This is a genomic window from Streptomyces sp. TRM68416 (assembly GCF_014596915.1).
Classification (GTDB): Bacteria; Actinomycetota; Actinomycetes; order Streptomycetales; family Streptomycetaceae; genus Streptomyces.
Genome location: NZ_JACVWU010000001.1, coordinates 701,691 through 716,019, shown reverse-complemented (window position 1 = coordinate 716,019; position 14,329 = coordinate 701,691). Strand labels below are relative to the sequence as shown.

Below are 14,329 nucleotides of genomic sequence, written 5' to 3'. Positions count from 1 at the left end.
CCTAGCCCTGGAGTTCGGCCGCCACCAGCTCCGCGATCTGCACCGCGTTCAGCGCGGCGCCCTTGCGGAGGTTGTCGTTGGAGAGGAACAGGGCGAGGCCGTTGTCGACGGTCTCGTCCTTGCGGATGCGGCCGACGTACGAGGCGTCCTTGCCGGCCGCCTGGAGCGGCGTCGGGATGTCGGAGAGGACGACACCGGGGGCGCCGGCCAGCACCTCGGTCGCGCGCTCCGGGCTGATCGGGCGGGCGAAACGGGCGTTGATCTGGAGCGAGTGGCCGGAGAAGACCGGCACGCGCACACAGGTGCCGGAGACCTTCAGCTCGGGCAGCTCAAGGATCTTGCGGGACTCGTTGCGGAGCTTCTGCTCCTCGTCGGTCTCGTTCAGGCCGTCGTCGACGAGGTTGCCGGCGAAGGGCAGCACGTTGAAGGCGATGGGGCGCTTGTAGACCTGCGGCTCGGGGAAGTCGACCGCCTCGCCGTCGTGGGTCAGCTTCTCCGCGTCGGCGGCGACCTTCTGCACCTGCCCGTACAGCTCGGCCACGCCCGCAAGACCCGACCCGGACACCGCCTGGTAGGTGGTGGCGACCAGCGCCTCAAGACCCGCCTCCGCGTCCAGCACCTTCAGCACCGGCATCGCGGCCATCGTCGTGCAGTTCGGGTTGGCGATGATGCCCTTGGGACGGTCCGCGATCGCGTGCGGGTTCACCTCGGAGACCACCAGGGGCACCTCGGGGTCCTTGCGCCAGGCGGAGGAGTTGTCGATCACGACGGCGCCCTGGGAGGCGACCTTCTCGGCCAGCGCCTTGGAGGTCGCGCCGCCCGCGGAGAACAGCACGATGTCCAGGCCGGTGTAGTCGGCCGTCGCCGCGTCCTCCACCGTCACGCCGTCCAGGACCGTCCCCGCCGAACGGGCCGAGGCGAACAGGCGCAGCTCGGAGACGGGGAAGTTCCGCTCCTTGAGGATCCTGCGCATGACCGTGCCGACCTGACCGGTGGCTCCGACGATTCCTACCTTCACGGCGACTCCCTTGCGTGGCGGTTGCGTGGCCTGGACGTTTCCATCATGCGTCTGTCCAGGCCCGTCGTGTCCAATCGTTTGCCCGAGGGATGGGACGTGGCTCACGTCGGGGATGCCGTTCGGCCCCCCTCGCGCCGGCTCCCGGGACGTGCGGGATTGCGCCCGGTATGCGGTTGCGGACGGAATTTCCGGCGATCCCCTGCCTCGGGCGGAGGTTTTCGCGCGGTGCGTGGACGGGGAGGGGGCTGCCGCCCCAGGACGGGCGCGGGTCCGGCCTCCGTCCCGGTGTGACGCACACCTCCGTGTCCGGCCCCCTCCGGCCGCCGGGGCGAACCGTCCGTATGAGCCGACCGTCGGCCGGAAGCGTCCCGGAAGCGCACCGGAAGCGGGCGGTGACTGTCCGCGGAAGCGGGAGGTGATCTTTGCTGGGGAGATGACCAGGTCAACGCGCGCCGAGCGGCGGGGACGCCGGACCCCGCTCGTCCGCGGCGCCCAGAAACGCCTCGACGGCCGTCAGCTCCGTCCGCCGGAGCTCGTCGTCGCGCAGCACGATGCGCAGCTCGGGGGAGACGGCGGAGTCCTGTCGCAGACTGCGGGTGAAGGTCTCGACGATCAGCAGCAGAAGCTGGGTGTGGTCGAGTTCGACGACCCGCGCGAGACCCGCCCCGATCAGGGGCATCGCCACCGGTTTGAACATGCCGTGCCGGGCGACCGACGGCCACAGGTGCTCCAGGCTCAGCCGCAGGTCCGCCGGCCCGGACCGGGCGCGCAGATCGTTGCCCAGCCGGGAGTAGGCCAGGGCGAAGACACGGCGTCTGCCCACCGGCACCGCCACCGTCGTGCCGATCGGATAGCGGGTGCGGCGGCCGCGCGGCTTCGCCCGGGGGCTCTCCGTGGCCAGCGGGGTGACGTCCCTGAGCCCGCGGCGCAGCTTGTCGTCGAGGAGCCGGTGCCGCCCCTCGTAGAGCCGGTCGACCAGCTGCCCCTGCACGCTCTCCCGGCTGATCACGACGTCGTTGGCGGAGGTGTCGAAGGTGTCGGAGAACCCCACGACCAGATTGGCGTCGTCCTGGTCGAACAGGTCGCCGCGCACCACGACCACGTCCACCCGCAGCCCGCGCAGCCTGTGCCGGAGCAGTTCGGCGCCGTGCCGCTCGCGCAGCCGGGCGTTCAGCCGGACCAGAGCGGCGGCGGCCTCGGCGTCCTCCGGCCGTTCCCGGGCGGCCTGTTCGGCGACCGGCAGGGCGAGGTCGTAGCGGCCGAGCACGGTGTGGCCCGCGACCAGTTCCCGCAGCGCGGTCTCCCGGAGCCGGGTCAGCCGGCGGACCGCCGTCAGAGCGAAGTCCTCCTCGTGCGCCTCGGCCAGCGGAGGGCCCTGCCAGAGCCGCAGCGCGTCGGTGAGCAGCCGGACGGCCGAGGCCGGTGCCGCGCGCAGCGCTTCGCTCACCAGGTGCGTGAACTCGGCGCTGTCCAGTTCCTGCGCCGACAGGTCGAGCCGGTAGGTGCTCTGCGCCCCGCGCGCCGTCGGCAACTGCCCGGTCCGCACGATCCGGGCACCGCACCCCGGGCCGGCCAGGTCGAAGGCACGGCGCAGCTCCAGGATGCGTTTTTGCACCTCGTTGCGGCTGCGCAGCTCCTGACGCGGCAGTTCCACGGTGTGCTGCCAGACGTCCTGGTAGAGCCGGCGTGCGGTCACCGCCTCGCCCTCGGCGGCGACCAGGCGCAGCAGCAGACGCGCGGTCAGTGGTGTGAGGCGTACCGGAGCGCCGTTCACGTCCAGCCGGACGGGACCCAGGACCCGTACACGCACGCCCGGAGTGTGAGTCTGCACGCGCCCGCCCCCCTATTGCCGCGTGACACACCCTCAGCAGGGTCGTCAGCGTACCAAGGTGCCCTGGAGGGAATCATGCGAAGGACCGTTCCGCACCCGTCGATCCGTCCGGTGCGGCGGTGGCTCCCGGGCTCGCGGCTCGGGCGGCGGGCGTTCGTCACCCAGGCCCTGGTGGCCTTCGGCGGTGTGTCGGCCGCCGTGCAGTTCGCCGGACAGCTGTTCCCCGACGCGGTCTCCCGGCCCGGGCCGGTGCTGGCCGGCTCGCTCGCACTGTGCCTGGCCTGGGGGCTGGCCCGGTCGCGTCAACCGATGTGCGTACGACAGGAGTTCACCCGGCCCGGCATGACGGTGGTGGTGGAGGAGGGCGACCTCTTCGACCGGCCCGGTCATCTGGTGGTGGGGTTCACCGACACCTTCGACACCGTGGTCGGCGACAGCAGTGTCATCAACGACGGCAGTGTTCAGGGGCAGTTGCTGGCCCGCCGCTACGCGGGGGACGTCCGGCGCCTGGACGCGGAGCTGGCGGCGGCCCTGCACGGGGTGGCACCGGTGGCGACCGAGACCGCGCGGGACAAGCCGCGGGGCAAGCGCGCACGCTACCCGCTGGGCACCGTCGCGGTGCTCGGGAGCCGGCCGCGGCTGGTCTTCGCCGTCGCCTACTCCCGGATGGGCAACGACTGCGTGGCCTCCTCCAATGTCCGGGACCTGTGGACCGGCCTGGAGCGGCTGTGGGACGCCGTCCGCGACCACGGCGAGCTGGGACGCGTCACCATGCCGCTGACCGGCGCGGGGCTCGCCCGGCTGTACGACCTCGACGAGGACAGTCTGCTGCGGCTGATCCTGCTGTCGTTCGTCGTGCACTCCTGGGAGCGGGCGGTCTGCCGCGAGCTGCACGTGGTGATCCGCCCCGGCGAGCTGGGGCGGATCAACCTTCCGGAGACGGGCGCGTTCCTGGACACCCTGGCGGCGGGTGCCCGGCGCCACGTCTGAGAAGAGGAGCGGTACGGGCCCATCCCCCGGACCGGGGCCGGCCCCTGGGCCCGTACCGCGGCTTCAGGAGGCCGGCGACACCGACTGCCCGGTGCGGCCGTACGCCGACAGCAGCCGGTACGGCCAGGTGTGGCGCCAGTCGGAGCCGGTGTCGTTGACCTTGCACCCCGCCAGCTTCAACCGCTCCACGATCTTGCCCAGGGCGGTCTCGGAACCGTCGAAGCGGATGTAGTTCATGCCCCCGATGTCGGCGATCGGGCGCATCTCGCCCAGCTGCACCAGCAGCGTGCGCTCCGGGTAGGCCGCCAGCACCATGCCCAGCTCGATGAGCACGTTGGGCCGCGGCTGGGCGGTCGGCCGGGTCTCGTAGGGCGGCTCGTGGGGACCGTGCAGCTCGGGGTGGAGCTGCACGACGTCGTCCGGGGTGAGCAGGACCAGCGCCGCCTGGGCCTGTGCGGGGGCGTTCGCCACCACCTCGCCCAGGTACGGTGCCGTCCGGCCGGTGGCCCGGATCAGGTCCTCCCAGTCCAGCGGATGGAGATCGAGCAGGCGCAGCAGGTCGAACATCTTCATCCGCGCCTCCTCGTCCCGCCCGTGGACGACGAAGACATTGCGGCTGCGGTCCGGGTCCGGGGCCGTGGGGACACCGGCACGCTCCGGCTCCCGGGCCTCTTCCCGGCGCTCGCGGTCGGGACGGGGCCCGGGGACGTCACCGTAGAAGTTCTGCGTACCGGAGTTGGCGGTGTTGCCGTCACCGGTGACGAAGTTGTTGTTGCGCCCGAAGTTGTTGCGCCTGCCGTAGTTGCTGGTGTTGCCCGCGTCGGTGCTCATGAGATCTTTCCCATCACCCTTGACGTCCGCCGTCAGGAGGCCGCGCCCTGGCCGCCGTCGGACGGCCGGCCGCCGTGCTGCGTCCCCGAGTTGACGTTGTTGTTGTTGCCCTTCACGAAGTTGTTGTTGTTGCCGTAGTTGTTGAGGATGTTCGTCTGGCGGGCCTCGTGCTCCGCCAGGTCCACGTGGTGCTCGTGCAGGAAGTCACGGACGATCTGGAGCAGTTCGCGCTCCACGATCTGGGTGTACTTGACGGTGTCCGTCTCCTGGAAGAACACGTGGAAGCGGCGGCTCGTGGCCATCTCCCTGATGCTCAGCAGCGCCCCGCGCCCCGACGCGGAGTCCGCGTAGCGGCCCAGGCGGAACTCGCTGGTGTCGGGCAGCCGCGCCGCCTCGATCAGGGTCTCCTCCACCTGCCCCGCGCTCAGGCCGGGCGCCCACGAGCGCAGCCTGGTGAGCACCGGCTTCAGCACGACGTCGGGCGTGGCGCGCACGGTGTCCCAGGCGACCCGGAGCAGCAGGCCGCCGTTGAGCGTGGCGGGCAGCCGGTCCACCAGGTGGAAGCTCGCCCGGATCGGTGCCAGCACGTACGAGTAGAACTCGGTGTGCAGGGTGTTCCCCTTGAGGTCGAAGCCCACGAACGCCGTGGTGACCAGCTCCTGGTCCCAGGAGCCCACCCGGATGCACAGGTACGAGCGCCCCGAGCCGTACGTGTCCTGCCAGTGGCCCGCCCCCTGCGGCGTGCCGGGGCGGGTCCTGACCTCCGTGGTGAACGTGCTCCGCGCCACGGCGAGGCCGTCGATCCGCTCCGTCCGGCGCTCACGCTCGCGCAGGTTCGCCTTCATGTGGGCATCGACGTACGAGGTGATCTCCTCGACGGTGAAGGGGACGACCTCCTTGCGCCGGGGCTCCTCGTCCACCTCGTCCACCTCGTCCGGCTCCCAGGGCTCACGTCCCGTCCGCCGGTCGCGGTCGAACACGGTCTCCCGGGCCCCGATCAACAACTCGGCGGTGGACCAGGTGCGCACCTGCGCGCCCGCGCCGACGAAGGGCTTGTAGCCGCCGTAGCGGATCACGCTGCCGTCGGACGACTGCTCCTCGTCGATCTTGGCGACCAGCTCGGCCGTCAGCTCGGGGCGCTGGGGACAGGACCCGTCGAACGCGTTCGCCCCGTCGGTGCGGCGCCGCAGCCGGCCCGTCAGCGTCTGCAGGGTGACCACCCGCCGCAGATACGCGGTGAACCACAGCAGCCACAGCACCACCAGCGTCGCGGTGAACCCGCTGAGGACGCCGACGGCCGTCAGGAAGACCGTGACGACGGTGCCCGCGCCGAGTGCGGCCCGCCGCATCCGCTGCAGCCGGCGCGCGGCCAGGGCGTGCGCGAGCACCGGAACCGCGTCGTAGCCGTAGGACGGTGCCACCACCCGGGACCGGTTGGTGAGCAGTTCGCGGATCACGGTGGCGCGGTAGGCCGCGTCGAGATAGGTGCCCGCGCACAGCAGCCGGGTGGCGTTGCTGGTGGCGTCGGGGGCGGGCCGCTGAGGGACCGCCCGGGGCGGTTCCGGCGGCTGAACGGGCAGGGAAAGGGTGTCGCTCGACATGTCTGTGCCGCTCCGCTCTGCTCAGCCGGTGAGGTCCAACGAGCCGTCGGTGATGAGCCCGTCGACGACGGTGTAATAGCCGCTGTACGTCTGCACGGTGCCGTCGTACAGGACGGCGACCAGGGACACCGTGACCCGGTTGCCCAGAGTGGACTCGATGGTGAGCTCGTCCCGCTCGGTCTTGTCGAAGCCCTCGGCGAAGGACTCGTAGGACGAGTCGAAGTTCTTGCCGCCCAGGTCCCAGGCGGTCCGGAAGTCACGGTCGTTGATGGCCTCGAAGTAGCGGTTGACGACCGTGGCGGGGTCGTCGGCGGCGCTCGCGGTGGCGTCGGGGCTCGGCGTGGTCTCCTCGCCCCAGGGGCTGAGGGGACTCGGGGTCGGGCCGGTGGCCTCGCCGCCGGAAGCGGGCAGGGACGGCGCGGAGCCGTACGTCGTGGCGGTCTCCGGCTCACGCGTGAGGGAGGTCGGCGCGCCGAACAGGTTGCCGCCGCGGTCGGGCAGCGGCCCGGTCCCCGATCCGTCGCCGCCGGAGCCCAGTTGGGGCAGGACACCGAAGAGCAGCAGGACCAGGGGGACCGCGCCGATGAGCAGGGCGTACGTCCGTTCCTGACCGCCGGCCGGTAAGAGATTCGGCGCCTCGTAGGTGTGTCTCATGGGCCCTCGCAACCCCCGGCAGAACGCGGAGTTCTCGCTTGTCTCGCTGGTATGACGAAGCTCACTCTGCCCGATATTCATCGACTGCGAACGGCTTTCGCGCTTCCGATGCGCTTCCGATCCGGGTCCGGTAAAGGGCCGCGTTTGCGGGTGACTTGGTCCGATATGTTCAGCGCCCGCCCCTCCGGTCCGCGAGATTCCGGAAGTCGCGCCGAACGTTTCCGTCCCCGCCGGCGTCATAGGAGAAACGCGGCGAGGGGAGGGGTGGCTGTGCTGCGCAGAAAGGCCCGGCGCGGCGGCCAGGGGGACGCGGTGCTCGACGTACCGGACGACCCTCTGGACGCGGCCCAGGAGCGCAGGGTGCGAGCGGTGCTCGCGCTCGGCGGAGTGCCGCAGGCGGACCTGCCGGACGGGGTGCAGCAGGTCCGCCTGCGGTTGCTGGAGCGGGCGGCGAAGGGGTACGAGGCACCGCGGGACGTGTCGGCCTGGGCCGCGGTCGTCGCCTCCAACCTCGCCATGGACTGGCACCGGGCCAAGCGCCGCCAGGAGCGGATCGGCGAACGCCTGGCCTCCCTGCGTCAGTTGGAACATCCCTCGGGCGAGGACACCAGCGTGCTCTCGCTCGCCGTGGCCCAGGGTCTTGAGGAACTGCCCGACGCCCAGCGCCAGGTGGTCGTCCTGCGGTTCTTCGCCGACCTGCCGGTGAGCGGGATCGCCCGGGAGCTCGGGATCCCCGAGGGAACGGTCAAGAGCAGGCTGCACACCGCGGTACGGGCCCTGCGCGCCCGCCTGCACGAGGACGAGGTGGTGTGACGTGACCGCCGAACACAACGGTCTCGACGCCCTGATGGCCGCGATCACCGACGAGCCCCTGCCCGAGGAGGCGGACGCCGCCTTCCTGGCCGAACACCGGTCCGCCACCGCCGACCTCGCCGTGCTGCGGGAGCAACTGGAGATCATCGGCCACGCCCTGGGCGGGGACGATCCGCGGACCGCCCCGGCCCCCGCGCCGGTACGGCCGGTGAGGCCGGTGAGGCGACGCCGGACCTTTCGGCTCGCCGTCGGCTCCCTCGCCGCGGCGGCCGCGGCGGCCGTGATGGCGGGGTTCGGCTGGCTGGTGGTGCAGTCCGGCACCGGTGACGGCGACGACAACGGGGCGGCGGCGTCGGCGGCGGACGAGGCCCAGAAGGAGGCCGCCGCCGGTGACGCCTACTTCGGCAGCCCTCGCTACCTCGCCTGCGCGTACCTGGTCGCCGAGGGCGAGGTCCGCTCCGCGAAACCGTCCGCAGCGGACCCGGAGCTGGTCCGCGTCAGCCTCGATCTGACCCACGTCTACAAGCCGGAGGAACCGGCACCGAAGAACGGCGACGACCTCACCTACGTCATCGACAGGAACACCGCCCCCGGCCTGCGCCCCGGCGACCACGTCCTGTTCGGCGTCCCCGACAAGGGCGGCCCGCCCGACGTGTGGATCGTCGGCGAGAAGGAGATCGCCCCGGAACGGGAGCGGATCAACGGCTCGCTGCCCGAGTCGCGGGGGCTCACCTGCGGATGACGAAGGGCGGGTGTCCCAACGGGGGAGCAGGAGGACCGGACAGGCCAAGGGGCGGGTGTCACAGGGGAGCACCCGCCCCTTGGCCCGGTCATGCGGTCACCGGAGGGATCAGCAGTCCCTCAGCGGACGACCGTCAGCCCGCGACCTTCTCGATCACGACCGTGCCCAGCCCCGCGGCGGTGCCACGGGCGTTGACCAGCCGCACCTCGCCGAAGAACTGCCGGCCGGTCGGACCGGCCGCGTCGACCAGGACCTCGGCGGAGATCTTCGCGGAAGCGCCGCTCGCCAGCGAGACCGTGGCGCCGGAGTCGACGTTCACCGAGCCCAGGGCCGGGGCGAAGTAGACGTCCTGGTAGGCGTACGTCGTGGAGCCGGACGGCACGTCGTAGCCCTCGACGCGGATCGTGTACGTACCGGCGGCGGGCTTGGACAGGCTGACGGACTCCTCCGAGTCACCGTCCGCGGACTGACCGACCGTCACGCCGTCCTTGAGGACGAACAGGTCGAGGTCGGCGCCCGGGTCGGAGGTCCGGCCGATGGAGACGTCGAGCCGCTCGGCCCCGGCCGGGACCTCGACCGTCGTCGTGCGGACCTCGTGGTGGCCGATGGTCGGCGTGTCCAGCACGGCCGAGCCCAGCGAACCGCCCTCCAGCTTGCCCTGGAGCGCCGCGAAGTTGTTGGTGACCGTCCACTCGGCGGTGACCGGGGTGCCGATCGTCGCCTCGGGGACCGTGGTCACCGCCGGGTCGAAGACGGTGCCGAGCACCGACACGTCCAGCTTGTAGGGGTTGTCGAGGTCGGGCGAGGTGCGCCGCGACTCGACCTCGATCTCCCAGACGCCCGGCTGCGGGTCGACGTACGTCCGCAGGTCGGGACGGCAGGTGTTGGGGTCGGACGGCAGCGAGAAGTGCGGGTAGCAGTAGATCGTCGCGGTGTTGTCGACCGGGACGCCGTGCGGGTTGATGGCGATGAACCGGGTCTGGCTCTTCTCCTTCAGCCCGCCGAGCGCGACCTCCAGCGTCTTGGCGCCCTCGGGCACCGTGACGAAGTACGAGGTCGTGCCGTTGCGCTGCACCGAGGAGGAGGCGGAGACGGCGTACGACGGCTTCGCCAGCGGCTGCGCGGCGACGACCGTGGTGAGGATCTGGTGGTCCACGCCCTCGGTGCGCTCGTCGTCGGCCTCCAGGATCGCGCTGTGCACGCCCGCGGTCTTCGCCCGCGCCTGGACCTTGACGGTGACCGGCTTGTTCAGCGGCAGCCGGACCTCGTCGTCGCCGAGCAGACGGAAGGTGCCGTCGTTGTTCGCCCACTCCAGCTCGTGCCAGATCGGACGGTCGGGCCCGGACGTACGGGTGACGGTGAGCTCGTACGTCTTCTTCTGCCCGACCTTCAGGCCGCCCTCGCGGTCGTAGAGGCCGGTGCCGAAGCCGGGCTCCTTCAGGAAGCCGCTGAGCGCGGTGTCGACCGGGGCCTTCACCGTGTAGCTGTGGGCGGTGGCCCGGTCCTTGATGGCGTCCCAGGCCTGCACGATACGGATCAGACCGGCGCCCTGCTCATGCGCCTGAACGCCCTTGATCTGGCGGGCGGTGCTGGTCAGCGCGGTGCGCAGGGTGAGCGGGGACAGCTCGATCCTCCGCTGCTTGGCGGCGGACAGCAGCAGCGCGCTGGCGCCCGCGGCCTGCGGCGAGGACATCGAGGTGCCCTGGAGCATGCCGTAGCCCGGCGGCAGCGAGTAGCCCGCCTCGGCGACGGGAGCACCCGGGGACCAGGTCTGGATGGTGTTGACGGACGCGCCCGGAGCCGTGAGCGTCGGGGCGAAGCCGCCGTCCTCGCGCGGCCCGCGCGAGGAGAACGGCATCATCGCGTACTTCTTCTCCACGACCGAGCCGTAGTTGGCGGCCCAGGTCTCCCGGGAGACGGAGGCGCCGACGGAGATGACCTTGTCGGCGAGGGCGGGGTCGCCGATGGTGTTGGTGCCGGGGCCCGAGTTGCCCGCGGAGATCACGAGCTGCACGCCGTACTCGTCGATGAGCCGCGTGTAGAGCTGGGCGCGGGCGTTGTTGCCGTCGTTGAGCGCGGGCAGGCCGCCGATCGACATGTTGACGATGTCGACGCCGCGCTTGGTGACGAGGTCGATCATGCCCTCGGTGAGCGCGATGTTGGTGCAGCCGCCGGTCCAGTTGCAGGCGCGGGACGAGACGAGCTTGGCGCCGGGCGCCGCGCCGTTCATCTTCCCGCCGAAGAGGCGGTTGGCGGCGGTGATGCCGGCGACGTGGGTGCCGTGCCGGCCGGTGATGACGCCGATGCTGACGAAGTCCGACTTGTCGCCGGCCGCGTTGTAGGGGACGTCCTTGCGGATCTCGATGACGAAGGGGATCCGCTCGGCGATCGGCGTGTCGGGGTTGTCCGTGCCGAAGTAGCCGATCTGGAAGCCGTCCTTGTACGGCTTCATCGCCTCGTCGCCGGTGAAGTCGCCGTCGTTGTCGAGGTCGACGCGGGCGGTCCCGGTGGCCGGGTCGTACAGCACGCCCCACACGTCGGTGGTGTCGCCGTCGCGGTTCAGGTCGCCGGCCATGTCGCCGCCGCGGGTCACCGACTCCGCGAAGGTGCGGAACATGAACGAGCCCTCGGGCGCCTTCCAGGTGCGGCCCGCGGCGGTGAACACCGGGCCGGTCACCGCGGAGTTCATCTGCAGCCAGGTGCCGTCGCGGTCGGCGACCGGGTCGGTGGCCGTCACCCAGTCGACGATCTTGCGCTCGCCGGTGGTGGTCTTCTGCAGGGCGGGGTGCGCGATGTCGACGCCGGAGTCGAGGATGCCGATGGTGACGCCGCGACCGTCGTACTTGGGGTGGTCCTTCACGAAGGAGACCGCGCCGGTCTCGAAGGACGGGTTGTACGGGTTCACGGCCGGGGTCTTCTTGCCGGGTGCCGCGTATCCCGTGCCGGCCGCCGAGGTGCCCCGGGAGGCCTTGGCGCCGCCCGTGAGGTCCGGGGTCGGGTCGTCCAGCTTGATCTCCTGCTTGAGATCGATGGCCTGGACGGAGGAGAGCTTCTGCGCCGCCGTGATGGCCTTGTCGGCCCGGCCGGTGGGGACGGTGGCCCGGACGTAGCCGAGCTTGTCGTCGGTCCTGCCGACCAGGGAGCCGCCGATCGCGTCGAGCTGCTCGGCGACCTGCTCGGCCCGGCCGGGAGCGGTGGCGATCATCATCGTGACGTTCTTGTCGCCGGCCGCCTTGGCGTCGGCGAGGCGGTTCGCGTCGTCCGCGCCGAGCTTGTCGTGCGCGGGCTTCAGGCCGGGGTCGGCCGCGGCGGCGGGTGCCGGGTCGTCCGCGGCGAGGGCCAGGGGTATCGGCCCGGCAGCGGAGAGCGCGGCCACGAGTCCGGCGGCGACGGCGATACGGGCCGCGCGTCTGGTGCCGGATATCGGATCACGCTGGGGGGTGAGGGTCATCAGCATCCCTTGTTGGTAAAGGAACGAGCGTGGAACGACCGCTCAGCCTTACCGAAGGGACAGATGTTTGGGGAGAGTTGACACAAACGAAATGGAGGAATGGGGAAAACCCGCTATCCCTTTCCGTGCCGATCCCCGACGAAGGGGGCAAGTCGCCCGAGGGGGGTCAGTCCTCCTTGGTACGGGCGTAATGGCGGGAGGCCTTCGCGCGGTTGCCGCAGGTCGCCATGGAGTGCCAGCGGCGGGTGCCGTTCCGTGAGGTGTCGAGGAAGTGCAGGATGCACGCCTCGTGGGCGCAGGCGCGGATGCGGTCCGGCACGGTGCTGAGCAGCCGGAGGTAGTCGCGGGCGGCGAGCCAGGCCGGACCCCAGGCGGGCGCGTCGAACTCGGTCAGCTCGCCCGGCCCGTCGGCGGTGAGCGTGGCCCGGATCCGCCCGTGCGCGAGGACGGCGTCGACGAGCGGTGCCGCTTCCCGGGGCGAGCCGTCGACGGCGGCCTTCAGTGCGTCGCGGGCCTGCAGGAGGTGGCGCAAGGTCGTGGCGTCGCAGGGGTGGTCGCCGTCCAGGCCGTTCGCCGTGAGCCACACCGCCAGTCCTTCGGTGTCCGCCAGCAGGTCCTGCACGGCCCCGTCCTGCATCCAGCGCGTGTTCAGCAGGTCGAGCGCGAGCGGCTCGCCGGTGAGGGGGCGGGGGTCGGGGCGGGGGGTGGACGTGGGGGACGTGGAGGGCGTGGGGGTCATGAGGGGGGCTCCCTTCCGTGCTAACCGGTCAAGAGTACGTGACCGGTTGACACTCGCCATTTCTAACCACTAATCTCACTTTCAAGAGTTAGAACGACGCATCAGGCGAAGGGAACCGTCATGACCTTGGGCACCAGCCACATCGGACTGAACGTCACCGACCTCGACCGCTCGCTCGGCTTCTACCGCGACGTGCTCGGCTTCGTCCTGCTCGGCGAGGGCAAGGAGGAGGACCGCCGGTACGCCTTCCTGGGAGACGGCGAGCGCCTGGTGCTCACCCTCTGGCAGCAGGCACAGGGGCCGTACGACAGCGGCCGGGCCGGCCTGCACCACCTCGCCCTGGAGGCCGACTCGATCGAACAGGTCCGTGAGTACGAGGCGGCCCTGCGGCGGTACGGCGCTGACTTCGCCTACGAGGGGGTCGTCGCCCACGCCGAGGGCGCCGCGTCCGGCGGCATCTTCTTCCACGACCCCGACGGCACCCGCCTGGAGATCTCCGTGCCGAGCGGGGCGCAGGACGCACCGGCCCCCACCGAGGCGGCCCCGACCTGCGGGTTCTTCTAGCCGTGGGCGTCTACCACGCGGGTTCGCGCGCCGTGCAGGAACGGGTCGGCGTGCGGCAGCTCGCCGACCACGTCGGCCGGTCCATCGGCGAGGGCATCAAACCGGTCGCCGCCGCCTTCCTCGAACTCCAGCCCCAACTGGTGGTCGGCGCCGCCGACCCGGCGACGGGCCGGGTGTGGGCGACGGTGGTCTCCGGAGCCCCGGGATTCGTCCGCGCCACCGGACCCCGGCAGATCTCCGTCGCGGGCGGACCCGGGGCCGCCGACCCGCTCGCGACGGCGCTGAGCACCGAGGGCACCCCGGTCGGCACCATCGCCCTCGACCCCCGCACCCGACGCCGGATGCGGCTCAACGGCCGGCTCCGGCCCACGGCGAGGGGGTTCGCCGTCGAGGCGGACCAGGTCTTCGCCAACTGCCCCAAGTACCTCCAGCGAAGGGAGACCTACGAGACGCTGCCCGACCGCAGGCCGGGGGAGACTCGCGTCGGCGGTGAACTGACCCCGGACCAGGCGGAGTTCGTCACCCGCGCGGACACCTTCTTCGTCGCCACCGTGCGCGAGGGCGGGGCCGACGCCAGCCATCGCGGCGGCAACCCCGGTTTCGTACGCGTCGACGCCCCGGGCGAACTCAGCTGGCGCGACTACCCGGGCAACGCCATGTTCCTCACCCTCGGCAACCTCGCCGCCGACCCACGCGCGGGCCTGCTCTTCCTCGACTGGACGACGGGCACGACGCTCCAGCTCACCGGCGAGGCCCACACGGAGTTCGGCACCGACCGCAGAGTGCGCTTCACGGTGACCGAGGCCGTCGAAACCCCGTCGGCGGTCCCCCTGCGCTGGGCGGCGCCCGAGCTGTCGCCCGCCAACCCGGAGGACCTCTGAACGACCCCGAGCACCCCCCTGAACGCCCCCGAATACCCCCGAAGATGAACAGCGCGTGACCGCTCCCCGGCCGTCCGAGGAGCGGTCCGGTACGGGCGGGGTGGGCCAAGATCCACGTACGGCGATCGGTGTCGCGCGTTGCCGCCTCGTTCACGCGCAGGTCATCCCCGGTGCCAACGATCCAGAGCGAGCGGGCCGTCCGCACCTGCGGGCG

Annotated in this window: 12 protein-coding genes; 5 read left to right on the top strand and 7 right to left on the bottom strand. The window is 71.7% G+C overall.

The window, feature by feature from the left end; translation table 11 throughout:
• Position 1: 1 nt before the first annotated feature.
• On the bottom strand, positions 2 to 1,018 hold the full coding sequence (locus ICC28_RS03205; protein ID WP_188286795.1) for an aspartate-semialdehyde dehydrogenase: 1,017 nt from the start codon (positions 1,016 to 1,018) through the stop codon (positions 2 to 4).
• A 442-nt stretch (positions 1,019 to 1,460) separates the two neighbouring features.
• Positions 1,461 to 2,828, bottom strand: coding sequence for a macro domain-containing protein (locus ICC28_RS03200; protein ID WP_317453948.1), 1,368 nt, complete (start codon positions 2,826 to 2,828; stop codon positions 1,461 to 1,463).
• Positions 2,829 to 2,924: 96 nt separating this feature from the next.
• Between ICC28_RS03200 and ICC28_RS03195 the strand changes: the two genes are divergently transcribed.
• Positions 2,925 to 3,839, top strand: coding sequence for a macro domain-containing protein (locus tag ICC28_RS03195; RefSeq protein WP_223188196.1), 915 nt, complete (start codon positions 2,925 to 2,927; stop codon positions 3,837 to 3,839).
• Positions 3,840 to 3,902: 63 nt separating this feature from the next.
• On the opposite strand, the gene ICC28_RS03190 is transcribed toward ICC28_RS03195, so the two are convergent.
• Genes ICC28_RS03190 through ICC28_RS03180 form a run of 3 tightly spaced genes read right to left on the bottom strand, consistent with a single transcriptional unit; the run spans position 3,903 to position 6,925 of the window.
• Entirely contained in the window at positions 3,903 to 4,670 is a 768-nt protein-coding gene (locus ICC28_RS03190) for a TIR domain-containing protein (protein ID WP_188286794.1), read from the bottom strand.
• Positions 4,671 to 4,702: 32 nt separating this feature from the next.
• Entirely contained in the window at positions 4,703 to 6,271 is a 1,569-nt protein-coding gene (locus ICC28_RS03185; protein WP_188286793.1) for a hypothetical protein, read from the bottom strand.
• A gap of 21 nt (positions 6,272 to 6,292) precedes the next feature.
• A complete protein-coding gene (locus ICC28_RS03180; protein WP_188286792.1) occupies positions 6,293 to 6,925 on the bottom strand; it encodes a hypothetical protein in 633 nt (210 codons plus the stop codon).
• Positions 6,926 to 7,195: 270 nt separating this feature from the next.
• On the opposite strand from ICC28_RS03180, the gene ICC28_RS03175 reads away from it, so the two are divergent.
• Together ICC28_RS03175 and ICC28_RS03170 are read left to right on the top strand one after the other, a co-directional pair.
• Positions 7,196 to 7,738, top strand: a complete 543-nt coding sequence (locus tag ICC28_RS03175; RefSeq protein ID WP_188286791.1) for an RNA polymerase sigma factor — start codon at positions 7,196 to 7,198, stop codon at positions 7,736 to 7,738.
• Position 7,739: 1 nt separating this feature from the next.
• Positions 7,740 to 8,480, top strand: a complete 741-nt coding sequence (locus ICC28_RS03170) for a hypothetical protein (protein ID WP_188286790.1) — start codon at positions 7,740 to 7,742, stop codon at positions 8,478 to 8,480.
• A gap of 133 nt (positions 8,481 to 8,613) precedes the next feature.
• Here ICC28_RS03170 and ICC28_RS03165 read toward each other — a convergent pair whose 3' ends face one another.
• Both ICC28_RS03165 and ICC28_RS03160 read right to left on the bottom strand, forming a co-directional pair.
• Positions 8,614 to 11,931: a S8 family serine peptidase gene (locus ICC28_RS03165; RefSeq protein ID WP_188286789.1), complete on the bottom strand. Its 3,318-nt coding sequence runs from the start codon at positions 11,929 to 11,931 to the stop codon at positions 8,614 to 8,616.
• Positions 11,932 to 12,097: 166 nt separating this feature from the next.
• Positions 12,098 to 12,670 (bottom strand): CGNR zinc finger domain-containing protein, encoded by a 573-nt coding sequence (locus ICC28_RS03160; protein WP_188286788.1) that lies wholly within the window; start codon positions 12,668 to 12,670, stop codon positions 12,098 to 12,100.
• A gap of 120 nt (positions 12,671 to 12,790) precedes the next feature.
• Here ICC28_RS03160 and ICC28_RS03155 point away from each other — a divergent pair, with 120 nt between their 5' ends.
• Both ICC28_RS03155 and ICC28_RS03150 read left to right on the top strand, forming a co-directional pair.
• Positions 12,791 to 13,234: a VOC family protein gene (locus tag ICC28_RS03155; protein ID WP_188286787.1), complete on the top strand. Its 444-nt coding sequence runs from the start codon at positions 12,791 to 12,793 to the stop codon at positions 13,232 to 13,234.
• Positions 13,235 to 13,236: 2 nt separating this feature from the next.
• Complete coding sequence (locus tag ICC28_RS03150) at positions 13,237 to 14,115, top strand: pyridoxamine 5'-phosphate oxidase family protein (RefSeq protein WP_188286786.1); 879 nt, start codon at positions 13,237 to 13,239, stop codon at positions 14,113 to 14,115.
• Positions 14,116 to 14,329: the final 214 nt, after the last annotated feature.